The organism is Nocardioides sp. WJ219 (genome assembly GCF_058559815.1).
In genome coordinates, this window is the sequence record NZ_JBZUJV010000007.1 from 50,851 (window position 1) to 75,906 (window position 25,056).

Annotated in this window: 22 protein-coding genes; 17 read left to right on the forward strand and 5 right to left on the reverse strand. The window is 72.0% G+C overall.

All coding sequences use genetic code 11. The features are described 5' to 3' along the window. Positions 1-57: 57 nt before the first annotated feature. Together AC4MBH_RS16930 and AC4MBH_RS16935 are read right to left on the reverse strand one after the other, a co-directional pair. Entirely contained in the window at positions 58-1,371 is a 1,314-nt protein-coding gene (locus AC4MBH_RS16930; protein ID WP_491796240.1) for a UDP-glucose dehydrogenase family protein, read from the reverse strand. A gap of 10 nt (positions 1,372-1,381) precedes the next feature. Next, on the reverse strand, positions 1,382-2,542 hold the full coding sequence (locus AC4MBH_RS16935) for a MalY/PatB family protein (RefSeq protein ID WP_491796241.1): 1,161 nt from the start codon (positions 2,540-2,542) through the stop codon (positions 1,382-1,384). Positions 2,543-2,685: 143 nt separating this feature from the next. On the opposite strand from AC4MBH_RS16935, the gene AC4MBH_RS16940 reads away from it, so the two are divergent. From AC4MBH_RS16940 to AC4MBH_RS16970, 7 genes are all read left to right on the forward strand, one after another. Then, a complete protein-coding gene (locus tag AC4MBH_RS16940; protein ID WP_491796243.1) occupies positions 2,686-3,858 on the forward strand; it encodes a CaiB/BaiF CoA transferase family protein in 1,173 nt (390 codons plus the stop codon). 44 nt (positions 3,859-3,902) lie between these two features. Continuing rightward, complete coding sequence (locus AC4MBH_RS16945; RefSeq protein ID WP_491796245.1) at positions 3,903-4,781, forward strand: ABC transporter substrate-binding protein; 879 nt, start codon at positions 3,903-3,905, stop codon at positions 4,779-4,781. Between the two features lie 16 nt (positions 4,782-4,797). Continuing rightward, on the forward strand, positions 4,798-5,679 hold the full coding sequence (locus AC4MBH_RS16950) for an amino acid ABC transporter permease (protein ID WP_491796247.1): 882 nt from the start codon (positions 4,798-4,800) through the stop codon (positions 5,677-5,679). Then, positions 5,676-6,428, forward strand: a complete 753-nt coding sequence (locus tag AC4MBH_RS16955; RefSeq protein WP_491796249.1) for an amino acid ABC transporter ATP-binding protein — start codon at positions 5,676-5,678, stop codon at positions 6,426-6,428. The genes AC4MBH_RS16950 and AC4MBH_RS16955 overlap by 4 nt, the downstream gene beginning before the upstream one ends. Positions 6,429-6,501: 73 nt before the next feature. Next, positions 6,502-7,953, forward strand: coding sequence for a flavin-containing monooxygenase (locus AC4MBH_RS16960; RefSeq protein WP_491796250.1), 1,452 nt, complete (start codon positions 6,502-6,504; stop codon positions 7,951-7,953). Positions 7,954-8,040: 87 nt separating this feature from the next. Further along, entirely contained in the window at positions 8,041-8,235 is a 195-nt protein-coding gene (locus AC4MBH_RS16965; protein WP_491796252.1) for a CsbD family protein, read from the forward strand. Between the two features lie 99 nt (positions 8,236-8,334). Next, positions 8,335-9,024, forward strand: coding sequence for a CPBP family intramembrane glutamic endopeptidase (locus AC4MBH_RS16970; RefSeq protein ID WP_491796254.1), 690 nt, complete (start codon positions 8,335-8,337; stop codon positions 9,022-9,024). A gap of 20 nt (positions 9,025-9,044) precedes the next feature. Here the strand turns inward: AC4MBH_RS16970 and AC4MBH_RS16975 are convergent, their stop codons facing one another. Then, on the reverse strand, positions 9,045-9,974 hold the full coding sequence (locus AC4MBH_RS16975) for an NAD(P)H-binding protein (protein WP_491796256.1): 930 nt from the start codon (positions 9,972-9,974) through the stop codon (positions 9,045-9,047). A 244-nt stretch (positions 9,975-10,218) separates the two neighbouring features. Between AC4MBH_RS16975 and AC4MBH_RS16980 the strand changes: the two genes are divergently transcribed. After that, entirely contained in the window at positions 10,219-11,697 is a 1,479-nt protein-coding gene (locus AC4MBH_RS16980; RefSeq protein WP_491796257.1) for a DEAD/DEAH box helicase, read from the forward strand. Between the two features lie 94 nt (positions 11,698-11,791). On the opposite strand, the gene AC4MBH_RS16985 is transcribed toward AC4MBH_RS16980, so the two are convergent. Next, entirely contained in the window at positions 11,792-12,487 is a 696-nt protein-coding gene (locus AC4MBH_RS16985) for a MerR family transcriptional regulator (protein ID WP_491796259.1), read from the reverse strand. A 128-nt stretch (positions 12,488-12,615) separates the two neighbouring features. Between AC4MBH_RS16985 and AC4MBH_RS16990 the strand changes: the two genes are divergently transcribed. Both AC4MBH_RS16990 and AC4MBH_RS16995 read left to right on the forward strand, forming a co-directional pair. Then, on the forward strand, positions 12,616-13,827 hold the full coding sequence (locus AC4MBH_RS16990) for an acetyl-CoA C-acetyltransferase (protein ID WP_491796261.1): 1,212 nt from the start codon (positions 12,616-12,618) through the stop codon (positions 13,825-13,827). Between the two features lie 110 nt (positions 13,828-13,937). Beyond that, positions 13,938-16,148 carry a 3-hydroxyacyl-CoA dehydrogenase NAD-binding domain-containing protein gene (locus AC4MBH_RS16995; RefSeq protein WP_491796263.1) on the forward strand — a complete coding sequence of 737 codons (2,211 nt, stop codon included), beginning with the start codon at positions 13,938-13,940 and terminating at the stop codon, positions 16,146-16,148. Between the two features lie 67 nt (positions 16,149-16,215). Here AC4MBH_RS16995 and AC4MBH_RS17000 read toward each other — a convergent pair whose 3' ends face one another. Then, positions 16,216-17,538 carry an aminotransferase class I/II-fold pyridoxal phosphate-dependent enzyme gene (locus AC4MBH_RS17000; protein WP_491796265.1) on the reverse strand — a complete coding sequence of 441 codons (1,323 nt, stop codon included), beginning with the start codon at positions 17,536-17,538 and terminating at the stop codon, positions 16,216-16,218. A 91-nt stretch (positions 17,539-17,629) separates the two neighbouring features. On the opposite strand from AC4MBH_RS17000, the gene AC4MBH_RS17005 reads away from it, so the two are divergent. The 7 genes from AC4MBH_RS17005 to AC4MBH_RS17035 all read left to right on the forward strand — a co-directional run bounded on the left by AC4MBH_RS17005 (position 17,630) and on the right by AC4MBH_RS17035 (position 24,990). Next, a complete protein-coding gene (locus AC4MBH_RS17005; protein ID WP_491796499.1) occupies positions 17,630-18,469 on the forward strand; it encodes a nitrilase-related carbon-nitrogen hydrolase in 840 nt (279 codons plus the stop codon). Positions 18,470-18,596: 127 nt separating this feature from the next. Further along, positions 18,597-20,036 (forward strand): dihydropyrimidinase, encoded by a 1,440-nt coding sequence (gene hydA / locus AC4MBH_RS17010; RefSeq protein WP_491796267.1) that lies wholly within the window; start codon positions 18,597-18,599, stop codon positions 20,034-20,036. A 32-nt stretch (positions 20,037-20,068) separates the two neighbouring features. Then, complete coding sequence (locus AC4MBH_RS17015) at positions 20,069-21,124, forward strand: TIGR03842 family LLM class F420-dependent oxidoreductase (protein WP_491796269.1); 1,056 nt, start codon at positions 20,069-20,071, stop codon at positions 21,122-21,124. Beyond that, a complete protein-coding gene (locus AC4MBH_RS17020; protein ID WP_491796270.1) occupies positions 21,125-22,063 on the forward strand; it encodes an ABC transporter permease in 939 nt (312 codons plus the stop codon). Continuing rightward, positions 22,060-22,965 (forward strand): ABC transporter ATP-binding protein, encoded by a 906-nt coding sequence (locus AC4MBH_RS17025; RefSeq protein WP_491796271.1) that lies wholly within the window; start codon positions 22,060-22,062, stop codon positions 22,963-22,965. The genes AC4MBH_RS17020 and AC4MBH_RS17025 overlap by 4 nt, the downstream gene beginning before the upstream one ends. After that, the gene (locus tag AC4MBH_RS17030) at positions 22,962-23,741 is read left to right on the forward strand and encodes an ABC transporter permease (RefSeq protein ID WP_491796273.1); all 780 of its coding nucleotides are present in this window, start codon (positions 22,962-22,964) and stop codon (positions 23,739-23,741) included. The genes AC4MBH_RS17025 and AC4MBH_RS17030 overlap by 4 nt, the downstream gene beginning before the upstream one ends. Before the next feature lie 91 nt (positions 23,742-23,832). Then, the gene (locus tag AC4MBH_RS17035; RefSeq protein ID WP_491796275.1) at positions 23,833-24,990 is read left to right on the forward strand and encodes an ABC transporter substrate-binding protein; all 1,158 of its coding nucleotides are present in this window, start codon (positions 23,833-23,835) and stop codon (positions 24,988-24,990) included. The last annotated feature ends 66 nt before the right edge of the window (positions 24,991-25,056 follow it).

The window sequence follows — 25,056 nt, forward strand, 5'->3', positions numbered from 1 at the left end:
CGGACCGGTCCCGTGCCCGGCCGCCGGAGACCGCACCTCGCGGGCTCGAGCGGTCTCCTAGCTCCGGCCGAGGCCTCGCGCCTCGAACCCGGCGGAGCGCCAGGCGGGGAGGTCGAGCACGTTGCGGCCGTCGACCAGGCGGCGCGAGGCCATCACCGACCCGACCTCGTCGGGGGAGACCTCGCGGAACTCCGGCCACTCGGTGAGGTGGAGCAGCAGCTCGGCGTCGCGGGCGGCCTCGACGGCGGAGTCGGCGTACGTCAGGGTCGGGAAGCGGGCGGCGGCGGTGTGCGCGGCCTTGGGGTCGTAGACGACGACGTCGGCGCCGCGCAGGTGCAGGCGGCCGGCGATGTCGAGGGCGGGGGAGTCGCGGACGTCGTCGGAGTGGGGCTTGAACGCCGCGCCCCAGACACCGATCCGGGTGCCGGTGACGACGCCGCCGACCATGGCCTTGGCGATCTGGGTGACCCGGTCGCGCTGGCGGCGGTTGATGTCGTCGACCTGGCGCAGGAACGACATCGCGTCCTCGACGCCGAGCTCGCCGGCACGGTGCACGAAGGCGCGGATGTCCTTGGGCAGGCAGCCGCCGCCGAACCCGATGCCGGCGTTGAGGAACCGGCGTCCGATGCGGGTGTCGTGGCCGATCGCGTCGGCCAGGGCGACGACGTCGGCGCCGGCGGCGTCGCAGACCTCGCCGACCGCGTTGATGAAGGAGATCTTGGTGGCCAGGAACGCGTTGGCGGAGACCTTGACCAGCTCGGCGGTGGCGTAGTCGGTGACCACGAACGGTGTGCCGGCCTCGGCCATCGGCGCGTAGAACTCGCGCAGCGCCACCTCGGCGCGCTCGGACGCGACGCCCAGCACGATCCGGTCGGGCTCGAGGGTGTCCTTGACGGCGTACCCCTCGCGCAGGAACTCCGGGTTCCACACCAGCTCGGCGTCGGCGCCGGCGGGGGAGAGGTCGGCGAGCAGGGCCGCCATCCGGGCCGCGGTGCCGACGGGCACCGTCGACTTGCCCACGACGTACGCCGGCCCGGTCACGTGCGGCGCCAGCGAGCGGATGGCCGACTCGACGTAGGAGGTGTCGGCGCCGAGGCTCGAGGCCAGCTGGGGCGTGCCGACGCACACGAAGTGCAGGTCGGCGAAGGCGCCGACCTCCTCGTAGGAGCCGGTGAAGCGCAGCCGGCCCGACGCGACGTGCTTGCCCAGCAGCTCGTCGAGGCCGGGCTCGTAGAAGGGCGTGGTGCCGGCCTGCAGCCGCGCCAGCTTGTCGGCGTCGACCTCGACGCCGAGCACCTCGTGGCCGAGCTCGGCCATGGACGCGGCGTGGGTGGCGCCGAGGTAGCCGCACCCGATGACGGTGATCCGCACGGGCGCCACCCTAGGCGGGCGAGGTGGTCAGCGCGGAGGCGAGGCGGTGAACGATCTCGGTCAGTCGGGTGGCGCTGGTGGCGAAGTTGAGCCGCAGGTGGCCGGTCAGGCCGGGCTGGTAGTCCTGGCCGGCGGCCAGCCGCACCCGTCCGCGCTCGAGCGCGACCGCCGCCGGGTCGTCGTGGCCGTAGGCGCGCAGGTCGACCCAGGCCAGGTAGGTGCCCTCGACCGGGCGCAGCCGCGCCGCGGGCAGGTGCTCGGCCAGCAGCGTGACCAGCAGGTCGCGCTGCGCCGCGAGGCGGACCCGCAGTGCGACGAGCCACTCGTCGCCGTGCTCGTACGCCGCGATCGACCCCTCCACGCCCAGCACCGACCACGAGTCGTTGCGCGCCATCGGCACCTCGACGAGGGCCCGGTGCAGGCGGTCGGACGCGGTGACCAGCTGCGCGCACTTGAGACCGGCGATGTTGAACGCCTTGGACGCCGCCACCACCGCCACCGCGTGCTCCGCCGTCCCCTCGACCGAGAGGTAGGAGACGTGCTCGCGGCCGTCGAGGGTCAGCGGCGCGTGGATCTCGTCGGAGACCACGAACCCGCCGTGCCGCAGCACCACGTCGCGCACGCCCTCGAGCTCGGCACGGGTGAACACCCGGCCCCACGGGTTGTGCGGCTGGGTCAGCAGCAGCACCCGGGCGCCGTCGGCGAAGTGCCGCTCGAGCTGGTCGAGGTCGAGGTCGGCGCGCTCGGCGTCGGGGTCGAGGAGGAGGTCGTGGCGCTCGCGGCCGGCGATCATCGCCATCGCGAGCTGCGGGCTGTAGCCCGGCACCGGGAACACCAGCCCTCCCGGCGGGGCCAGCACGTCGAGCACGAGCCGCACCCCGGCCGTGACGTCGACGGTGGCGACCACCTTCTCCGGGTCGACCTCGTCGCCGAACTGGCGCGCCGAGAACCCGGCGTACGCCGCCCCGAGCGCGCCGCCGGCGCCGAAGCGCGGGTAGCCCGTCATCCCGGCTGCCACCGCCCGGTGCAGCGCCTCGGTGACGACCGGCGCGACGGCGTAGTCCATCTCGGCCACCCACGCCGGCAGCACGTCGGGCTCGACCTCGCCCCACTTGCACACCAGCGCCGCCCGCGCCTCCTCGTCGGTCAGGTCCCGGATCACCGCGCTCATCCCTCGACCGTAGTGCCGGGGCCGCGCCGGGATACTCCGTGACGTGATCGACGTGCCGAGGCCGGTCCGACGTTGATGACGTCACGAAGTATCCCGGCGGACCGTGACAGCAAGACTGGCAACGTCGTGGCAGGATCGCCGCCATGAGCGAGCAGGCAGAGGCCACCGTCGAGCTGGGTCGGGGCACCGGGCCGCTGCGCGGCGTGCGGGTCGTCGAGATCGCGGGCATCGGGCCGGGCCCGCACGCGTGCATGATCCTGGCCGACCTCGGCGCCGACGTGATCCGGGTGGAGCGGCCGGGCGGGCAGGCGCTGGCCGGCGGGACGACGATGCTGCTCAACCGCGGCCGGCCCAGCGTCGCCCTCGACCTGAAGAACCCCGAGGCCCGCGACGTCGTCCTGGCGCTGGTCCGCGACGCCGACGTGCTCGTGGAGGGGATGCGACCGGGCGTCACCGAGCGCCTCGGCCTCGGTCCCGACGACTGCCACGCGGTCAACCCCCGCCTGGTCTACGGCCGGATGACCGGCTGGGGCCAGACGGGCCCGCTCGCCCAGTCGGCCGGGCACGACATGAACTACATCGCCATCACCGGCGCGCTGTTCGGCCTCGGCCAGGACAAGGCCCGGCCGCACTTCCCGGCCAACCTGGTGGGCGACTTCGGCGGTGGGTCGACGTACCTCGTCATCGGGATCCTGGCCGCGCTGCTCGAGTCGAAGGTGTCCGGGCAGGGCCAGGTGGTGGACGCCGCGATCGTCGACGGCACCGCCCACCTCAACGCGATGACCAACGCCTTCGCCAACAGCGGCGGCTACACCGAGGAGCGCGCCGCCAACCTGCTCGACGGCGGCGTCCCGTTCTACGACGTCTACGAGACCTCCGACGGCAAGCACATGAGCGTCGGGTCCCTCGAGCCCCAGTTCTTCGACGCCCTCGTCACCACGCTCGGGGTCGAGGAGACCTGCCCCGGGCAGGCCGACCTCGACCGGTACGACGAGATGCGCGCCGTCCTGACCGAGCAGTTCGCCTCGCGGACGCAGGCCGAGTGGATCGAGGTCTTCGAGGGCACCGACGCCTGCGTCGCCGGGATCGTGCCGATCAGCGAGGCGGTGGAGCACCCGCACCTGGTCGCCCGCGGCACGTTCGTCGAGAAGGACGGGATGACCCAGCCGGTGCCGGCGCCCCGGTTCTCGCGCACCGAGGCCTCGCTGTCCTGGCCGCCGCCGGGGCCCGGCGAGCACACGCGCGCCGCGCTGACGGCCTGGGGCGTCGCCGACGTCGACGGCCTGCTCGAGCGCGGGGTCGCCGTCCAGGCCTGACCGCGCGGCCTCGTGGCCTGCGTCACGGCTCTACGATCGGGCTCATGCACCGTCGTCGTACCGCGCTCGTGACCCTGCCCGTCCTGCTCGGCGTCCTCGCCTGCGCGCCGGTCGAGGACGACGAGCCCGACGCCCAGGACTCCTCCAGCGGCAGCACCCCCGACGCCGAGGCGTGCGCCCCCGAGTCGCTCGCCCTGAAGTCCCCGGGCCAGCTCACGATCGGCACCGACTCGCCGGCGTTCGAGCCGTGGTTCGTCGGCGACGACCCGACCAACGGCGAGGGCTTCGAGTCGGCCGTGGCCTACGCCGTGGCCGACGAGCTCGGGTTCGCCGAGGACCAGGTCAGCTGGGTGACGGTGCCGTTCAACTCCTCCTACGCGCCCGGTGAGAAGCAGTTCGACTTCGACATCAACCAGATCTCGATCACGCCGGAGCGGGCCGAGGTCGTCGACTTCTCGCAGGGCTACTACTCCGCCGCCCAGGCCGTCGTCACGCTCGAGGGCTCGCCCATCGCCGACGTGACCAGCATCGCCGAGCTCGCCGACTACGACCTCGGCGCCCAGACCGGGACGACGTCGCTCACCGCGATCCGTGACGTCATCGACCCGGGCAGCGAGCCGCTGGTGTTCGAGGACACCAACGCGGCCAAGCAGGCGCTCGAGAACGGCCAGGTCGACGCGATCCTCGCCGACCTGCCCACGGCGTTCTACATCAGCGCGGTCGAGATCGAGGGGAGCACGATCGTCGGCCAGTTCCAGCCGGAGACCGGCGACCAGGAGGAGTTTGGCCTGCTCCTGGAGAAGGGCAGCGACCTGCTGCCGTGCGTCGACCAGGCGATCACGACGCTCCGCGAGGACGGCACCCTCGACGAGCTCGAGCAGCAGTGGCTCTCCGACGTCGTCGACGTCCCCGAGCTGTCCTGACCGTCATCGACGACGCGTGAGAGACCACAAGTCCCCGACGGGCGGCGGCCCGCCGGGTTGGACGCCGAGCGCCCGCGAGCTCGAGCGACGGCGCGTGCGTCGCACCCAGCGCACCGTCTCGCTGCTGGTCGCCTCGGCGGCGGTCCTCGTCGTCCTCGGCGTGCTCGCGATCGTGCTGATCACCTCGCCCGGCTGGGACCGGTTCACGGCGACCTTCTTCGACGCCGGCCACGCCCGCGACGCGTTCCCGGCGATCCGGGACGGCTTCTGGCTCAACGTGCGGCTGTTCCTGGTGTGCGAGGCCGTCATCCTCGTGCTCGGCCTGCTCGTGGCGCTGGCCCGCACGGCCCGGACCCCGCTGCTCGCGCCGCTCCGCCTCCTCGCCGTGGTCTACGTGGACCTCTTCCGCGGCATCCCGACCATCCTGCTGGTCCTGATGCTCGGCTACGGGATGCCCGCACTGCAGCTGCAGGGGATGCCGACCAGCGGCTACGTCTGGGCCGGGGTCGCGCTGGTGCTCTCCTACGGCGCCTACGTCGCCGAGGTCTACCGCGCCGGCATCGACTCCATCCACCCCTCCCAGGTCGCGAGCGCCGAGGCACTCGCGCTGAGCCGCGGCCAGACGATGCGCCACGTGGTGGTGCCCCAGGCCGTGCGCCGGGTCGCGCCGCCGCTGCTCAACGACTTCGTGTCGCTGCAGAAGGACACCGCGCTGGTCTCCTCCGTCGCGGTCTTCGACGCCGTCTACGCCGCGCGCGACTACGCCGCCTACAACTTCAACTACACGCCGTACGTCGTCGTGGCGGTCTTCTTCGTGGCCGTGACGATCCCCCTGGCCCGGTTCACCGACTGGCTCGGCCGCCGGTCGCTGCGCCGCGAGCAGGCGGGTGCCCGGTGAGCGGGGGCGAGGCACCCCTCCTGGAGGTCGAGGGGCTGCGCAAGGCCTACGGCGACCGCATCGTCCTCGACGACGTCTCGCTCACGGTGCGCCCGCACGACGTCATCTGCCTGATCGGCTCGTCGGGCTCGGGCAAGTCGACCCTGCTGCGCTGCCTCGACCTGCTCGAGCAGATCGACGACGGCGTCATCCGGTTCGAGGGTCGCGAGATCTCCGACCCCCGGGTCGACCCCCGCAAGGTGCGCCGGCACGTCGGGATGGTCTTCCAGGCCTACAACCTCTTCCCGCACCTGTCCGTGCTCGACAACTGCACCCTCGCGCCCCGGCAGGTGCACGGTCTCAGCCGGGCGGACGCCGAGGAGCGGGCGCGGGCCCTGCTCGGCGAGTTCGGGCTCGACGCGCACGTCGACAAGCACCCCGACCGCCTCTCCGGTGGCCAGCAGCAGCGCGTCGCCCTGGTGCGGGCGCTGTGCACGCGCCCCCGCCTGCTCCTGCTCGACGAGATCACCGCGGCGCTCGACCCCGAGCTGGTCGGCGAGGTGCTGACCATCGTCCGCCGGCTCGCCGAGGAGGGCACGACGATGGTGCTGGCCACCCACGAGATGGGTTTCGCCCGCGAGGTGGCCACCGAGGTCTGCTTCCTCCACGAGGGCCGGATCCTCGAGCAGGGCACCCCCGAGCAGATCTTCACCGAGCCCCGCGAGGAGCGCACCCGCACCTTCCTGCGCCGGGTGCTGCCGCCGTCCTGAACGGCGAGCCATCTCACCCGGTTCCCTCCGGACTCCTGTTGAACATCCGTCAATAAGGATCTACGGTAGGAGCATGAGCACCCCTGAGCACGTCGACGTCCTCATCGTCGGCGCCGGCCTGAGCGGCATCGGAGCCGCGTGCCAGCTGAAGACCGGCCACCCCGACCGCACGGTCGCGCTGCTCGAGGGGCGCGAGGCCAGCGGCGGCACGTGGGACCTGTTCCGCTACCCCGGCATCCGGTCCGACTCCGACATGTTCACCTTCGGCTACCAGTGGCGCCCGTGGCCGAGCGACACCGCGCTCGCCGACGGCGGCCTGATCCTCGACTACCTGCGCACCGTCGCCGAGGAGTACGGCGTCGACAAGCTCATCCGCTACCGCTACCGGGTGACGGCCGCGAGCTGGGACAGCGAGGCCGCGCGGTGGACGGTCACGATCGACCACGACGGCGCCGAGCTCACCATGACGGCGGGCTTCCTGTGGGGCGCCACCGGCTACTACGACTACGAGACCGGGCACGCGCCCGTCTTCCCCGGGCGCGAGGAGTTCGAGGCGGCCGGCGGCCAGGTCGTCCACCCGCAGTTCTGGCCCGAGGACCTCGACTACGCCGGCAAGGACGTCGTCGTCATCGGCTCCGGCGCCACCGCCGTCACCCTGGTGCCGTCGATGGCGCCCACCGCCGGCTCGGTCACGATGCTGCAGCGGACGCCGACGTACATCCTCCCGCAGCCGAGCAAGGACCCGCTCGCGGTCGCGCTGCGCCGCCTGCCGACCAAGGTCAGCTACCCGGTCGTCCGCGCCGCCAACATCGCCAAGCTCGTCGCCAACTACCAGCTCGCGCAGCGCGTGCCCGCGGTGTCGAAGAAGCTCGTGCGCCGCTTCACCGAGCGGCAGCTGCCTGAGGGGATGTCCTACGACGAGCACTTCCAGCCGCCGTACGACGTGTGGGACCAGCGGCTCTGCGTCGTGCCCAACTCCGACCTGTTCCGCGCGCTGCGCTCGGGCCGGGCCGACATCGTGACCGACCGGATCGAGACGTTCACCGAGACCGGCATCCGGCTCGCCTCGGGCCGCGAGCTCGCCGCCGACATCATCGTCAGCGCCACCGGCCTGAAGCTCAAGCTGTTCGGCGGCATCGACGTCACCGTCGACGGCGAGCCGTTCCGGCCCAGCGAGACCATGACCTACAAGGGCCTGATGGTCAGCGGCATCCCCAACTTCGTCTTCACCATCGGCTACACCAACGCCTCGTGGACGCTCAAGGCCGACCTGGTCGGCGACTACGTCGTCCGCCTCCTGGCGCACATGGACGAGCACGGCAAGCGGTCGGTCGTCCCGGTCAAGGACGAGACCGTCGGCGAGCGGCCGTTCATGGACCTGGCGTCCGGCTACGTCCAGCGCGCCCTCGACGGGCTGCCCCGTCAGGGCGACCGGGCGCCCTGGGCGTTGAAGCAGAACTACTACGTCGACGTGCGCACCATCCGCCGCGGCACGATCGACGACGGGGTGCTGGCGTTCGCCTGACCTCGCCGCGAGCGCTGTGACCCGTCCCACGGATGCCCGGTCCTGAGGGGTGAGGCCCCGTCAGGCGGCCCGTGGTGCAGTGGGGTCATGGGTACCGATGACAAGATCGACCACAAGTCCGACGAGCTGGGCGGCAAGCTCAAGGAGGGCGCCGGCAAGCTGACGGGCGACGACAAGCTCGAGTCCGAGGGCAAGGGCGACCAGTCCGAGGCCAAGGTCAAGCAGGGCGCCGACAAGGTCAAGGACGCCGCCAAGGACGTCAAGGACGGCCTGACCAAGTAGTCACCTGTTCCACCGACCAACGAGTGACGCCCCACCCCTCGCCGCCGCCGTGCGCGCGAGGGGTGAGTGCTGGGGTGCGGACGTGCTGAGGGGCAGAGCGTGAGGCAGTGGGTGCAGCGGTCGCTGTGGGACGTCGTCCCCCGCGACCAGAAGATGACGCCGCAGCAGCTGCGTCGACGCCAGCTGGTGACCGCCGCGTTCGTGGTGATCGGCGCGGTCGTGCTCGGCGTGCTCCTCCGGCTCGAGCAGGGCAGCACCGCGTTCGTGCTGACGTCGCTGCTCCTCGCCGGGGTCTGGACCGTGGGCGCGTTCGCGAGCGGACCGATCCACCTCGGCCGGATCACGGTGAAGGACGTGCCGGCGCGGCCGGTGCTCCAACCCCTCCTCATCGGCGCGGTGCTGGCCGGCGTCTTCGCCGCCGGCGCGCTGGTGGTGCGCGAGATCGACCCGCTGGCCGAGCAGATCCGCAACGTCCTGGGGTTCGCCAGCGAGGGGTACCTCCCGGTGCTCGTCGTGGTGACCGCCGTCAACGGCGTCGCCGAGGAGCTGTTCTTCCGGGGGGCCGCGTACGCCGCCATCCCGCGCCACCCGGTGCTCTGGACGACGATCGCCTACACGATCGCCACGGCCGCCACCGGCAACGTGATGCTGGCCTTCGCGGCCGTGCTGCTCGGCGTCCTGGTCGGACTGCAGCGCCGCGCGTCCGGCGGGATCCTGGCGCCGATCATCACCCACTGCACGTGGTCGCTGGCCATGCTGTTCGCACTGCCGGCGATCTTCGGGGTCTGAGCCCCGATCGAGGGCCTCGCTCAGCGCTTGGCGCGCGAGGCCGCCGAGGACTTGCCGGACTTGTCGGTTCCGCCCGACTCCTCGACCGCGCGGCGCACGGCCTCGACGTACGACAGCGTCTCGCCCGGCACGAGGTCGCGCGCCGAGTCGTCGGTGACGACGACCTCGGTGGCCATCGAGTCGATGAGGTTCTTGGCCGTCGTGGTGTCGACGTCGGTGACCAGCGCGATCCAGTGCGACGACAGCGACGGCGTCAGCAGCGGCACCGTGACGATCGGCAGCCGCCGGCCCAGGATCACCTGCGCGGCCTGCTGCATCATCTCGAGGTAGGTCAGCTGCTCCGGCCCGCCGATCTCCAGGACCCTGCCGAAGGCCTCTTCGTTGCCGATGACGCCGTCGAGGTAGCGCACGACGTCGTCGATGGCGATCGGCTGCGTCTTGGTGTTGACCCACTTGGGCACCACCATCGCCGGCAGGTTCTTGACCAGCTGTCGGGTGAGCTCCCAGGAGATCCCGCCCGCTCCGACCACGATCGCGGCGCGCAGCACGGTCACCGGCACCCCGCCCTTCCCGAGGCGGGTCTCGACCTCCCGTCGCGAGCGCAGATGGGGGGACAGCTCGTCGTCCTCGGCCCCGAGGCCGCCGAGGTAGACGACCTGCCGCACCCCACACTCGGCCGCGACACGGCCGAACGTCTCGGCCGCCTCGGCGTCCTTGCGCTCGAAGTCGTCGTCGTCGAGGGAGTGCACCATGTAGACCGCGACCTCGACGCCGTCGAGGGCCTGGCGCAGCGCCTCGACGTCCTCCACGTCGCCGTACACCCCGTCACCGGGACCGTCGTAGTCGTCGGGGTGGCGCGTCATCGCGCGCACCTCGAGACCGCGCTCGACCAGGACGGGGGTCAGGCGGCGGCCGACGAAGCCGGTGGCGCCGGTCACCAGTACACGCATCCGCCCAGCCTAGGGAGCCGCGAGGACCTGGCGCTCACCCCGACGGCGGCATTGCCCGGTCCCCGTGTGAGCGGCGGCACGTCCCACGATGCGGGGGATCGCCGCCCGGATCGGTACAGTTGTCCACAGCAGCCCGTCCAGTCTTGCCTCGGGCTCCCGCGCAGGCCTCCGCCCGCGCCCCTCCTCGTGAGGCACCCGCTACTCCTCCCGCCGCCGGCGGGACAGCTTGGTGAGACACACCAACGTGAGTGACTTCTCTGTGACTACTGCTCCTTCTGTTCCTTCCTTCTCCGACCTCTTCGTGCCGGACGAGCTCGTCTCGATCCTGACCGCGAAGGGCATCACCGTCCCCACCCCGATCCAGGCCGCGACGCTGCCCGACTCGATGGCCGGGCGCGACGTGCTCGGCCGCGGCCGCACCGGCTCCGGCAAGACCTACGCCTTCCTGCTCCCGCTCGTGACCCGCCTCGTGCAGTCGGGCAAGCGCCCCGCCGCCGGCAAGCCGCGCGCGCTGATCCTGGCCCCGACCCGTGAGCTCGTCGGCCAGATCCAGGAGGCCCTGATCCCCCTGGCGCAGGCGACCGGCCTGACCACGCAGACCATCTTCGGCGGCGTCGGCCAGAACCCGCAGGTCGCCGGCCTGCGGCGCGGCGTCGACATCGTGCTGGCCTGCCCCGGCCGGCTCGAGGACCTGATCCAGCAGGGCCACTGCTCGCTCGGCTCCGTCGAGGTCACCATCCTCGACGAGGCCGACCACATGGCCGACCTCGGCTTCCTGCCCGCCGTACGCCGCCTGCTCGACGCCACGCCCCGCTCGGGCCAGCGCCTGCTGTTCTCGGCCACGCTCGACGGCGCCATCGACGTGCTGGTCAAGAAGTTCCTCAACCAGCCGGTCGTCCACGAGGCCGACTCGGCGCAGTCGCCGGTCGCCAAGATGGACCACCACGTGCTGCACCTCGCCCGTGAGCACCGCGTCCAGGTCCTGGTCGACCTCACCTCGGCCCCCGGCCGCACCGTGGTCTTCACCCGCACCAAGCACGGCGCCAAGGCCCTGGCCCGCCAGCTCAACAAGAGTGGCGTCACGGCCGTCGACCTGCACGGCAACCTGAGCCAGAACGCCCGCACCCGCAACATGGAGGCGTTCCACTCCGGCAAGGCCACCACCCTGGTCGCTACCGACATCGCGGCCCGCGGCATCCACGTCGACGACGTCGCGCTCGTCATCCACGCCGACCCGCCCACCGAGCACAAGGCCTACCTGCACCGCTCGGGCCGCACCGCCCGCGCCGGCGCCGCCGGCACCGTCGTCACCCTGATGACCGACGACCAGGTGCGCGACGTGCGCCAGCTCACCCGGGCCGCCGGCATCCACCCGACGCTCACCAAGATGTCCGGCTCCTCCCACCCGGTGCTCACCGTGCTCGCCCCCGGCGAGCGGGTGCTGGTGCCCGGCGGCTACGAGGTCGTCACCCCCGACGAGCGCCCGCAGCGCTCCGGCGGCGGTGGCGGCGGTGGCGGTCGCGGTCGTTCCGGTGGTGGCGGTCGCTCCGGCGGCGGTCGCCCGGGCGGTGCGCCCAAGCAGTCGTCGTCGCGTGGCGGTGGCGCCAAGCCGGCCGCCTCGGGCTCCGGCTCGCGCGGTGGCGGACGCCGTCGTACCGGTGCCGGCGCGCCGTCGTCGTCGGGCGGCAGCCACTCCGCCGCCGGCTTCTCCGGCCGCCGCTGACCCACTCCCCCACGCCGACCCGTCGTACATGTACGACGGGTCGACGTCGTTTTCACGCTGACCCGTCGCACATGTACGACGGGTCAGCGTGGTGTCAGGGCCGGGTGGCGCCGCGAGCGGCCTTGGCGACGGCGTTCTCGTACGCCGTGACGAGCCCGCCGACCGAGAGCGGCTTGAGCCGCTCCATGACCTCCTGGAACCGCTCGGAGTCGTCGGCGCCGTAGCGCGGCGCGAGCTGCTCGACGATCACCCGGTAGAGCTCCTCGGCCATCTGCCGGCCGTGGTCGTGGTAGACCGCACGGGCCGCCTCGGCGACCTCGCGCGGGAAGCCGAGGTCGAGCAGCCGCAACCCCAGGCCGAGCTGGGTGCGCGCGACCAGGAACCGCTCGCCCCGTCGTCGTACGACGCCGAGCGCGACCAGCGTCGCGACGTCCTCCTCCGACAGCGCGCGGCCGGCCCGCTGCTCGAGCTCGTCGCGCTCCATGTCGACCGGCAGGTCGGCCTGCCAGGGCGCGAGCATCGTGCGCGCGAGCGCGATGTCCTCGGGCTCGGCGTCGTCGGGGAGCGCGGCGACGTACCGCTCGATCGCGGACAGCGTGAAGCCGTGGGCCTGCAGCTCCTGCACCAGCTCCAGGCGCGCCACGTGCTGGGCGGTGTAGTAGCCCGAGCGGCCGCGCCGGATGGGCGGCGGGACGAGCCCGCGGGTGGTGTAGAAGCGGACGTTGCGCACCGACAGACCCACCCGCGAGCAGAGCTCGTCGAGGGTCAGCAGGTCGCTCACCTCACCCACGGGACGTGACTCCTCTCACCCGGCGTCCGGCACGGTCGCACCTTGACGATAGTGACAGTATTGGTGTCACAATCGTGTCCACGCAACCGGGACACACCGCACCACACCACGAGACACCAAGGACGGTCATGGCAGAAGCATTCGTGTACGACCACCTGCGCACCCCGCGCGGCAAGGGCAAGGCCGCGGGCTCGCTCCACGAGGTCAAGCCCGTCGACCTCATCGTCGGCCTCCTCGAGGAGGTCCGCACCCGCAACCCCGGCCTCGACCCGCACCGGGTCGACGACGTCGTCCTCGGTGTCGTCACGCCCGTCGGCGAGCAGGGTGGCGACATCGCCAAGACCGCCGCGCTGACCGCCGGCTACCCCGAGACGGTCGCCGGCGTGCAGCTCAACCGCTTCTGCGCCTCCGGCCTCGAGGCCGTCAACCAGGCCGCCGGCCGCATCCGCGGTGGCATGGAGGACCTGATCCTCGCGGGCGGCGTCGAGTCGATGTCCAACGTGCCGATGGGCTCCGACGGCGGCGCGTGGGCGCAGGACCCGGCCACCGCGCTCACCACCGGCTTCGTCCCGCAGGGGATCGGCGCCGACCTGATCGCCACCATCGAGGGCTGGAGCCGCGAGGACGTCGACACCTACGCCGCCGAGTCGCACCACCGGGCCGCCAAGGCGTGGGCCAACGGCTACTTCGCCGACTCGGTCGTCCCGGTGCGCGACCTCAGCGGCCTGACCGTGCTCGACCACGACGAGACGATCCGCCCCGACACCAGCGTCGAGGGCCTGGCCGGCCTCAAGCCGAGCTTCGCCCAGATCGGCCAGGACGCCGGCTTCGACGACGTCGCGCTGGAGAAGTACCACTGGATCGAGAAGATCGACCACGTCCACCACGCCGGCAACTCCTCCGGCATCGTCGACGGGGCCGCGCTGATGGCGATCGGCACCGAGGAGATCGGCCGCGAGCTCGGCCTGACCCCCCGCGCGCGCATCGTCTCGATGGCCGTCAGCGGCGCCGACCCGACGATCATGCTCACTGGTCCCGCCCCCGCCGCCCGCAAGGCGCTGGCCAAGGCCGGGCTGGAGACCAAGGACATCGACCTGTTCGAGATCAACGAGGCGTTCGCCGCCGTCGCGATGCGTTTCATGCGCGACATGGGCATCACCGACGAGATCACCAACGTCAACGGCGGCGCCATCGCCATGGGCCACCCCCTCGGCGCCACCGGCGCGATGATCCTCGGCACGCTCATCGACGAGCTGGTCCGCCGCGACCAGAAGCGCGGACTCGCCACGCTCTGCGTCGGCGGCGGCATGGGCATCGCGACCATCGTCGAGATCGTCTGACCCGACGGTGGTCGAGCCGGGCGAGCGTCAGCGAGCCCGCGTCGAGACCCCGCAGCGTGCCCGCCGACCCGAGCCACTGACCTGAGCCCGAGACAGGAACCACCCACCACATGAGCGCCACCGCACCCGAGACCCAGACCGCCGTCCGCTACGACAAGGACGCCGACGGCATCGTCACCCTGACCCTGGACGACCCGCACCAGTCGGCCAACACGATGAACCACCTCTACATCGACTCGATGGCCGCGGCCGTCGAGCGGCTGTACGACGAGCTGGCCGCCGACGAGGACGCCGTGACCGGCGTCGTCGTCGCCAGCGCCAAGAAGACCTTCTTCGCCGGCGGCGACCTCCGCAACATGGTCGAGGCGACGCCCGACGACGCCGCCGACGTCTTCGCCCTCGCCGAGCGGGTCAAGGCGGCCCTGCGCCGCCTGGAGAAGCTGCCCAAGCCAGTCGTGGCCGCCATCAACGGCGCGGCCCTCGGCGGCGGCTACGAGATCACGCTCGCCACCAACCACCGGATCGTCGTCGACGACCCCAAGGCCGTCGTCGGCCTGCCCGAGGTGAGCCTCGGCCTGCTGCCCGGTGGTGGCGGCGTGACCCGGATCGTGCGCAAGTTCGGCCTGCAGGACGGCCTGATGACCGTGCTCCTGGAGGGCAAGCAGTTCAAGCCGGCCGACGCGCTGAAGCAGGGCCTGGTCGACGAGGTCGTCGCCACCCGCGACGAGCTGGTCCCGGCCGCCAAGGCGTGGATCAAGGCCAACCCCGAGGCCTCGCAGAACCCGTGGGACGTCAAGGGCTACAAGATGCCCGGCGGATCGCCCAAGAGCCCCGCGCTGGCGGCGTTCCTGCCGGCGTTCCCGGCGCTGCTGCGCAAGCAGACCAAGGGCGCGGTCTACCCCGCCGCTCGCGCGATCCTCAGCGCCGCCGTCGAGGGCGCCAGCCGCGACTTCGACACCGCCTCGCGCATCGAGAGCCGCTACCTGACCAACCTGGTCGTCAACCAGGGCTCGAAGAACATGATCCAGGCGTTCTTCTTCGACCTGCAGGCGATCAACTCCGGCAAGCTGCGCCCCCAGGGCATCGAGCCGTGGAAGGCCACCAAGGTCGGCGTCCTCGGCGCCGGCATGATGGGCGCCGGCATCGCCTACTCCTGCGCCCGCGCCGGCATGGAGGTCGTGCTCAAGGACGTCTCGGAGGAGAACGCCGCCCAGGGCAAGGCCTACTCGGAGAAGCTCAACGAGAAGGCCGTCAGCCGCGGCAAGCTCACCCAGGAGAAGTCCGACGAGCTGCTCGCGCGGATCACCCCCACCTCCGACCCCGCCGCGCTGGCCGGCTGCGACCTGGTGATCGAGGCCGTCTTCGAGGACCCCTCGCTCAAGCACAAGGTGTTCGCCGAGATCGCCGAGCACGTCAACCCCGACGCGCTGCTGTGCTCCAACACCAGCACCCTGCCGATCACCGAGCTCGCCGAGGGCGTCGACCGCCCGGCCGACTTCATCGGCCTGCACTTCTTCAGCCCCGTCGACAAGATGCCGCTCGTCGAGATCATCAAGGGCGAGAAGACCTCCGACGTGGCGCTGTCCAAGGCCTACGACGTCGTGCAGCAGATCAAGAAGACCCCGATCGTCGTCAACGACAGCCGCGGCTTCTACACCTCGCGCGTCATCGGCTTCATGGTCAACGAGGGCATGGCGATGCTCGCCGAGGGCACCCACCCGTGGAGCATCGAGCGCGCCACCAACCAGGCCGGCTACCCGGCCCCGGTGCTGCAGCTCTCCGACGAGCTCAACCTCGAGCTGATGGCCAAGATCGCCAAGGCCACCCGCGAGGCCGCCGAGCGCGACGGGTCGGCGTACGTCGAGCACCCCGGCACCGCGGTCGTCGACCGGATGCTCGAGGCCGGCCGCGCCGGTCGCCTGCGTGGCGCCGGGTTCTACGACTACGAGGACGGCCGGCGCACCACCATCTGGCCCGGACTGGCCGAGCTGTTCCCGCCCGCGGAGCAGCAGATCCCGATCCAGGACATGAAGGACCGGATGCTGTTCGCCGAGGCCCTCGAGACCGCCAAGTGCTTCGAGGAGGGCGTGATCGAGTCGGCCGCCGCGGCCAACATCGGCTCGATCATGGGCATCGGCTTCCCGCCGATGACCGGTGGTGCCGCGCAGTTCATGACCGGCTACCAGGGCGTCGACGGCGAGATCGGCCTGACGGCGTTCGTCGCGCGCGCCGACGAGCTGGCCGCGACCTACGGCGAGCGCTTCACGCCCACCCCGTGGCTGCGCGACCTGGCCGCCTCGGGCGGCTCGTTCCCCGCCTGACCCCTGGTCGTCACGACCACGCACCGGCCCGGTCCCTCACCAGAGGGGCCGGGCCGGTGCCGTCGGGTCAGCGTCGCGCCGCCGCGGCCAGCGCCACGGCGACGTCGTCGGCGTCCTCGGGCCGCACCAGGCCCGACGTCACCCGCACGAACTGGCCGGACGAACCCGAGGCGAGGAACGGCGTGCCGGCGGCGATCCGGATGCCGGCGGCGACCAGGTGGAGGACGGCGGCCCGCTCGTCGTGCACCGGGAGCCACAGGTTGATGCCGTCGGGGGTCGGCAGGTCGACGCCGTGCGCGGCGAGCGCGGCGACCAGTGCCGACTGACGGCCGAAGTACTGCCGGCGCGCCTCGGCGACCTCGTCCATCGACCGCGAGGTGGTGAGCAGGTCGAGCACGATCGTCTGGATCATCCGCGACGTCCAGGCGGGGCCGAGCATCCGGCGGGCGACGAGGCCGTCGACCAGCGCCGCCGGGCCGCCGAGGGCGGCCACGCGCAGGTCGGGACCGTGCGTCTTGGAGAACGAGCGCACGTGCACGACCCGGTCGGGCAGCCAGCGGCCGAGCGTCACGTCGGGGGCGGTGCTGATGGCGCCGGAGTGGTCGTCCTCGACGACCCACGGGGTGACGGCCGCGCGTCGCAGCACCCGTGCCAACGACTCGGCCCGCGCCGGCGTCGTCGACACCCCGGTGGGGTTGTGGGCGCGCGGCTGGAGCACCACCGCGGCGGGGGCGGCGGCCAGCGCGCGACGCATCGACTCGGGCCGCACGCCGGAGCCGTCGAGCTCGACCGGCACCACCTCGGCGCCGAGCGCCTCGACGAGGTCGAAGAACGGCGGGAAGCCCGGCGTCTCCAGCACGACGCGGTCGCCGTAGGAGACCACCTGCTCGAGCACGCGGGCCACGGCGTCGGTGGCCCCGTCGACCACCGTGATGGTCTCGGCCGGGTGCGGCCAGGTGGCCACGAGCTCGGCGTGCAGGGCCGGCACCACCGGCTGCTCCTGGTAGCCGGGCGTCGTCGCGCGCTCGGAGACGCGGCGCAGCGCGGGCCCCAGGTCGGGCAGCAGGTCGGGGTCGGGGGTGCCCCGCGACAGGTCGAGGCGTACGCCGTCGTCGGCTGCCCCGCGGAGCCCCGCGACCCGCGGGCTCAGCCGGGGGGAGGGCGGCTCGAGCACGAAGGTGCCGGCCCGCCCGCGGGCCTCGACGAGGCCGGCCCGGCGCAGCGCTGACCAGGCCGCGCTGACCGTCGCCGGCGAGACGCCGAGCTCGGCGGCGACGTCGCGCACGGTCGGCAGCCGGTCGCCGGCGGCCAGCTCGCCGGAGCGGACGGCGCGTCCGACGGCAGCGGCGATCCCCCGGGGCGTCCGGTCGTCGAGTGTGGCCAGATTCACACGAGGTCCTTGACACGGGCGTCATCAGGGCGAAATGTTCACCTCCCACGATAACAGTTACGACGCCCCCGAGGAGGACCCGTTGACGATCGTGAAGGCCGCCATCAGCCAGACCACCTGGACCGGTGACAAGGAGTCGATGCTCGACAAGCACGAGCAGTTCTCCCGCGACGCGGCCGCCCAGGGCGCGCAGGTGATGTGCTTCCAGGAGCTGTTCTACGGGCCCTACTTCGGGATCACCCAGGACCAGAAGTACTACCGCTACGCCGAGCCGGCCGACGGCCCCACCGTGCAGCGCTTCGCGGCCCTGGCCAAGGAGCTCGGCATGGTGCACGTGCTGCCGATCTACGAGGAGGAGCAGACCGGCGTCTACTACAACACCGCGGTCGTGGTCGACGCCGACGGCACGATCCTCGGCAAGTACCGCAAGAACCACATCCCGCAGCTGGAGAAGTTCTTCGAGAAGTTCTACTTCCGCCCCGGCAACCTCGGCTACCCGGTCTTCGAGACCGCGGTCGGCCGGGTCGGGGTCTACATCTGCTACGACCGGCACTTCCCGGAGGGCTGGCGCGAGCTCGGCCTGGGCGGCGCCCACATGGTCTTCAACCCCAACGCCACCAAGCCCGGGCTTTCCAACCGGCTCTGGGAGGTCGAGGGTCCGTGCGCGGCCGTGGCCAACGGCTACTTCGTGCTGCAGCCCAACCGGGTCGGCCTGGAGGACAACGAGTACGGCGCCGACGCGGTGGAGTTCTACGGCACCAGCCAGGTCATCGACCCGCGTGGCAACCACGTCGGCGAGCTCGGGTCGAGCGAGAAGGAGGAGCTGATCGTCCGCGACCTCGACCTCGACCTGGTCCAGCAGATGCGCGACGACTGGCAGTTCTACCGCGACCGCCGGCCCGACTCCTACGCCACGATCGCCCAGGCATGAGCGCCACCGACGCTGGTCGAGGAGGTCGGTCACGACCGTCTCGAGACCACCGGTTCGCACGGTCGGGTGGCCTCGAGACGGTTGCTAGCGCAACCTCCTCGACCACCGTGGGGGAGAGGACCATCGCATGAGCACCCTGCTGATCACCGGCGGCACCGTCGTCAGCTCCACCGGCCGCACCCAGGCCGACGTCCTCGTCGACGGCGAGAAGATCGTCGCGGTGCTGGCGCCGGGCTCCACGCTGCTCGGCACCGACCTGGCGGCGTCGGTCGACACGGTCGTCGACGCGACGGGCAAGTACGTCGTCCCGGGTGGCATCGACGCCCACACCCACATGCAGCTGCCGTTCGGCGGCACCGAGGCCAGCGACACCTTCGAGACCGGCACGATCGCGGCGGCGTGGGGCGGGACGACGTCGATCATCGACTTCGCGGTGCAGAAGACCGGTGAGGCCGTGGAGACCGGGCTCGAGGCGTGGCACGAGAAGGCCCGCGGCAACTGCGCCGTCGACTACGGCTTCCACCAGATCATCGGCGGCGTCGACGAGCAGTCGCTCAAGGCGATGGAGACGCTGCTCGACGAGGGCATCAGCAGCTACAAGCTGTTCATGGCCTACCCCGGGGTCTTCTACTCCGACGACGCCCAGATCCTGCGGGCGATGCAGAAGGCCGCCGAGCTGGGGCTGATGACGATGATGCACGCCGAGAACGGTCCCGCGATCGACGTCCTCGCCCAGCAGCTCTACGACCAGGGCAAGACCACGCCGTACTTCCACGGCGTCGCCCGGGCCTGGCAGATGGAGGAGGAGGCCACCCACCGCGCGATCATGCTGGCCGACCTCACCGGCTCACCGCTGTACGTCGTCCACGTGAGCGCCAAGCAGGCCGTCGAGCAGCTGGCCGCGGCCCGCGACCGCGGGCAGAACGTGTTCGGCGAGACCTGCCCCCAGTACCTCTACCTCTCGCTCGAGGAGCAGCTCGGCGCCACCGGCGACCCGACCTGGGGCGAGTTCGAGGGCGCCAAGTGGGTCTGCTCGACGCCGCTGCGCTCACGCGCCGAGGGCCACCAGGACGCCATGTGGCAGGGGTTGCGCACCAACGACCTGCAGATGGTCTCGACCGACCACTGCCCGTTCTGCATGAAGGACCAGAAGGAGCTCGGCCGCGGCGACTTCCGGGCCATCCCCAACGGGATCGGCTCGATCGAGCACCGGATGGACCTGCTCTACCAGGGCGTGGTGACCGGCGAGATCACCCTCGAGCGCTGGGTCGAGCTGACGTCGACCACCCCGGCGCGGATGTTCGGCCTCTACGGCACCAAGGGCGTCATCGCGCCCGGCGCCGACGCCGACCTGGTGGTCTACGACCCCGCCGGCCACACGTCCATCGGGGTCGGCAAGACGCACCACATGAACATGGACCACTCGGCCTGGGAGGGCTACGAGATCGACGGCCACGTCGACGTCGTCGTCTCCCGGGGGTCGGTGCTGGTGAGCGACGGCGCGTTCCACGGACGGGCCGGCCACGGGCACTACCTCAAGCGCGGCCTGACCCAGTACCTCACCTGACCCTGTTGACCCGATGTGGTCTCGAGACGGCCGTGACCGGCCTCCTCGACCACCGTGTGGAAGGAACCCTCGTGGACTTCGGCGTCGTGCTGCAGACCAACCCACCCGCCTGGCGCACCGTCGGCCTGGCCAAGCAGGCCGAGGAGCACGGGTTCGACTACGTGTGGACCTTTGACTCCCACCTGCTGTGGCAGGAGCCCTACGTCATCTACTCCGCCATCCTCGCCGAGACCCGGCGCGTGGTCGTGGGGCCGATGGTCACCAACCCGGCCACCCGCGACTGGACGGTCACCGCGTCGGTCTTCGCCACCCTCAACGAGATGTACGGCAACCGCACGGTCTGCGGGATCGGTCGCGGCGACTCGGCGGTCCGGGTGCTCAACGGCAAGCCGACCACGCTCAAGGACGTCCGCGAGGCGACCCACGTGATCCGTGAGCTCGCCAACTGCCGGCCGGTCGAGGTCAACGGCACCACCCTCCAGTTCCCGTGGGCGCGCACCTCCGAGCTCGAGGTGTGGGTGGCGGCGTACGGCCCGCTGGCGCTGAAGACCACCGGCGAGGTCGGTGACGGCTTCATCCTCCAGCTCGCCGACGTCGACATCGCGCGCTGGATGATCGGCGCGGTCCGCAAGGCCGCCGCCGACGCCGGCCGCGACCCCGACGCGATCACGTTCTGCGTGGCCGCCCCGGCGTACGTCGGCGACGACCTGCAGCACATGCGCGAGCAGTGCCGCTGGTTCGGGGGCATGGTCGGCAACCACGTCGCCGACATCGTCGCCAAGTACGGCGACTCCGGCGACGTGCCGCAGGCCCTGACCGACTACATCAAGGGCCGCGAGGGCTACGACTACAACTCCCACGGCAAGGCCGACAACGACCACGTCGACTTCGTGCCCGACGAGATCGTCGACCGCTTCTGCATCCTCGGCGGCGTCGAGGACCACGTCGCCAAGCTCGAGGAGCTCAAGGCCATCGGCGTCGACCAGTTCGCGGTCTACCTCCAGCACGACAACAAGGAGGAGACGATGCGCCTCTACGGCGAGTCGGTCATGCCCCGCCTCCGCGACCACGTCACCGCGAAGGCCTGAATGTCCGCCGTCGCACAGACCACCGCCGCCCCCGGGCTGGTCAGCGCCCGCTCGCGCCTGGGCGCCGGCGCCTGGCCGGTGCTCCGCTCGGCGGTGCTCGGCGTCCTCGGCCTGGTCGCGGTGGCCGGGGCGTGGGAGGCCTACAAGGCCCTCGCTCCCGAGAACGGCGTCGTCGTCGGCGACAACCGGGTGCTGCCGCGTACCACCGACCTCGCCATGCCGCACGTGTGGGACATGGCCCAGCGCCTGGGCGAGCCGGTCACCAGCATGCGCGGCGCCGAGCCGCTGTGGCAGGTGGTGGGCGACGCCGTCCTGGTCTCGCTCAAGGTCGCCGCCGCCGGGTGGCTGGCCGGCACGGTCATCGGCCTGCTGCTCGCCCTGCTGATGGCGCGGCTCCGGCTGGCCGAGTGGGGGCTGCTGCCGTGGATCGTGCTCAGCCAGACCGTGCCCCTGATCGCGTTCGCGCCGATGGTGCGCAGCTGGGGCTCCCGCATCGAGATCGGCGGCTGGGAGTGGCCGCCGTGGATGTCGGTGGCCGTGATCGCCAGCTACCTCGCCTTCTTCCCGGTGGCGGTGGGCGCGTTGCGCGGCCTGCAGGCCTCCGACCGGATCCACACCGAGCTGATGCACACCTACGACGCCGGCTGGTGGGCCACGCTGCGCCGGGTGCGGCTCCCGGCCGCCGTCCCCTACCTGCTCCCGGCGCTGCGGCTCGGCGCCGCCGGCGCGGTCGTCGGCACCGTCGTCGCCGAGGTGTCGATCGTCTACCCCGACGGCATCGGCCGGATGCTCGTCACCTACGCCGGGCAGGCCTCGGGCGACCCCGAGAAGGCCTGGGCGCCGATCTTCGGGGCCGTCGTGCTCGGGCTGGTGGCGGGCGGTTTCATCGCCCTGCTCGGGCTGCTGCTGCGCAACTACCGACGCGGGGAGGCCTCGTGACCACCGACCGCACCACCGAACCCCACCCGAAGGACCACGTGCACCTCGACAAGCCCGCCCCGGCCCACGCGGGCGACCCGACCCCCACCGAGGCGTTCGGCAGCCCGCCCGCGGTCCGCGCCGTCGGTGTGACCAAGACCTTCGGGTCGCGCAAGACCCAGGTCACCGCGCTGGCCGACGTCGACCTGACCGTCGCCGCTGGCGAGTTCGTCGCCCTCATCGGCCCGTCGGGCTGCGGCAAGTCGACGCTGATGCGGCTGGTCGCCGACCTCGAGAAGCCGAGCAGCGGCACGCTCGAGGTCTACGGCAAGGCCGCGGCCAAGGCCCGCGTCGACCAGGACTACGGCATCGCCTTCCAGCAGGCGGGGCTGCTGCCCTGGCGCTCCGTGGCCAGCAACATCGCGCTCCCGCTCGAGCTGCACGGGGCGTCCCGCAGCGAGCGCAAGCAGCGGGTGGCCGAGCTGGTCGACATGGTCGGCCTGTCCGACTTCGCCAAGTCGCGTCCCGACCAGCTCTCGGGCGGCATGCAGCAGCGGGTCGCGATCGCGCGCTCGCTCGCCGAGCGGCCGCGGCTGCTGCTCATGGACGAGCCCTTCGGCGCCCTCGACGAGATGACCCGCGAGCGGATGCAGGCCGAGCTGGCCCGGATCTCGGTCGAGACCGGCGCCGCGGTCGTCTTCGTCACCCACTCCATCCCCGAGGCCGTCTTCCTCGCCGACCGGGTGCTGGTGATGTCGGCACGGCCGGGACGGATCACCGACGAGGTCGTCACCGGCATCGGGCGCGACGTCGTCCGCGACCAGCGGCTGCGCGAGGACCCTGCGTTCTTCACCAAGGTGACCGAGGTGCGCGAGGCGCTGCACGGAGCCCCGGTCGCCTCGAGCGGCGCGGAGGAGCGGTGACCCCCACCACCGAGCGTGCCGGCCGGATCGTCGCCCCCGTCGTGGTGGGCGTGATCGGGCTGGCCGTGTGGCAGTTCCTGGTCTCGGTGGTCGAGGTCTCGCCGTACCTGCTGCCGGGACCCAACGAGATCTGGACCGAGCTCCAGGACAACCTCGACTCGGTCCGCGAGGCGTTCTGGGTCACCGGCACCAACGCCGCGATCGGCCTGGTCTTCGGCACCCTGCTCGGGATCCTGCTCGCCGCGCTCGCGGTCTGGGCGCGGGTCGTCGACGGCATGCTCGCCTTCGTCGTGGCCTCGCTCGCCGTGGTGCCGATCGTGGCGCTGGCCCCGGTGCTCAACTCGATGTACGGCGCCGACAGCGAGTACGGCCGCCGGGCCGTCGCGGCCATCGCGGCGTTCGTGCCGGTCTACGTCAACACCGTCCGCGGCCTGCGCCAGACGACGCCGCTGCACCGCGACCTGATGCACTCCTACTCCGCCTCCGCGTGGCAGACGTTCCGCTCGCTCACCCTCCCGTCGGCGGCGCCGTTCGTGCTCACCGGCATCCGGGTCGCGAGCTCGCTCGCGGTCATCTCCGCGCTCGTCGCGGAGTACTTCGGGGGTCCCCGGGGCGGCCTCGGCAGCTTCATCTCCACCAGCGCCGCCACCAGCGCCTACGCCCGCGCCTGGGCCTACGTGATGGCGGCCATCGTGCTCGGGCTGGTCGCCTACGTCGTCACCGTGCTGCTCGAACGCCTCGTGCAGCACCGACTACCGACCGGGAGCGCCCGATGAGGCGTTCCGTGCAGGTCCCCGCACCCCACCGTCCGTCCCCGCACCGTCGCGAGGCGAGCGTCCCCGCCCAGCACCGCCGAAAGGAACTCCCATGATGAAGTCATTGCGCCGACGGCTCGCGGTCGGCGCCACCCTCGCCCTCACCGCCACCACCCTCGCCGCCTGCGGCGGCGACGACGGCGGCGGCGACGACAGCGGTGGCGGCGGGGGCGGCGACTGCAACACCGGCGACCAGGTCACCCTGCAGCTGCAGTGGCTGCCGCAGGCCCAGTTCGCCGGCTACTTCGCCGCCGCCGACCAGGGCTTCTTCGAGGAGGAGGGCCTCGAGGTCGAGATCGTCGAGTCCGGCGGCGACATCGTCCCGCAGGACGCCCTGGCCAACGGCGACGCCGACTACGCGATCGCCTGGGTGCCCAAGGTGCTCGGCTCCATCGAGCAGGGGGCCAACCTCACCAACGTCGCCCAGGTCTTCCAGCGCTCCGGCACCCTCCAGGTCTCCATGGCCGACTCGGGCATCGAGTCGGTGGCCGACTTCGAGGGCAAGCGGATCGGCTCGTGGGGGTTCGGCAACGAGTGGGAGATCTTCGCCGCGATGGCCGCCGAGGGCCTCGACGCCGAGTCGGTCGAGATCGTCACCCAGGACTTCAACATGAACGCCTTCCTGCAGGGCGACATCGACGCGGCCCAGGCGATGACCTACAACGAGTTCGCCCAGCTGCTCGAGACGCCCAACCCCGACACCGGTGAGCTCTACCAGCCCGAGGACTTCAACGTGATCTCCTACGAGGACACCGAGGGCGCGATGCTGCAGGACGCGATCTGGGCCGACGCCGCGTGCCTGGAGGACGAGGCGTACGCCGCCCGGACCGTGAAGTTCCTCAAGGCCGTCATCAAGGGCTGGGCCTACGCCCGCGACAACGTCGAGCAGGCCGCGGAGATCACCCTCGCCGCCGGCTCCAGCTGGGGACCGAGCCACGAGCTGTGGATGGCCAACGAGACCAACAAGCTCATCTGGCCGGCCGAGAACGGCATCGGCGTCATCGACCAGGCGGCCTGGGACCAGACCGTCGAGGGTGCGATGGCCGCGGTCAACGAGCAGGGGCAGAACCTGATCACCGCCGCACCGCCGGAGACGGCGTACGACAACACCTACATCGAGCAGGCCATCGAGGAGCTCGGCGACGAGGTGGACACCACCGGCGCCGAGTTCGAGCCGATCGAGGTCGAGCTCACCGAGGGCGGAAGCTGAGGGAGGCGCCCCGGGCCGAGGAACGAGGCCCGGGGCGACCCGAGCCGGTTGAGCGAGCGCCGCGAC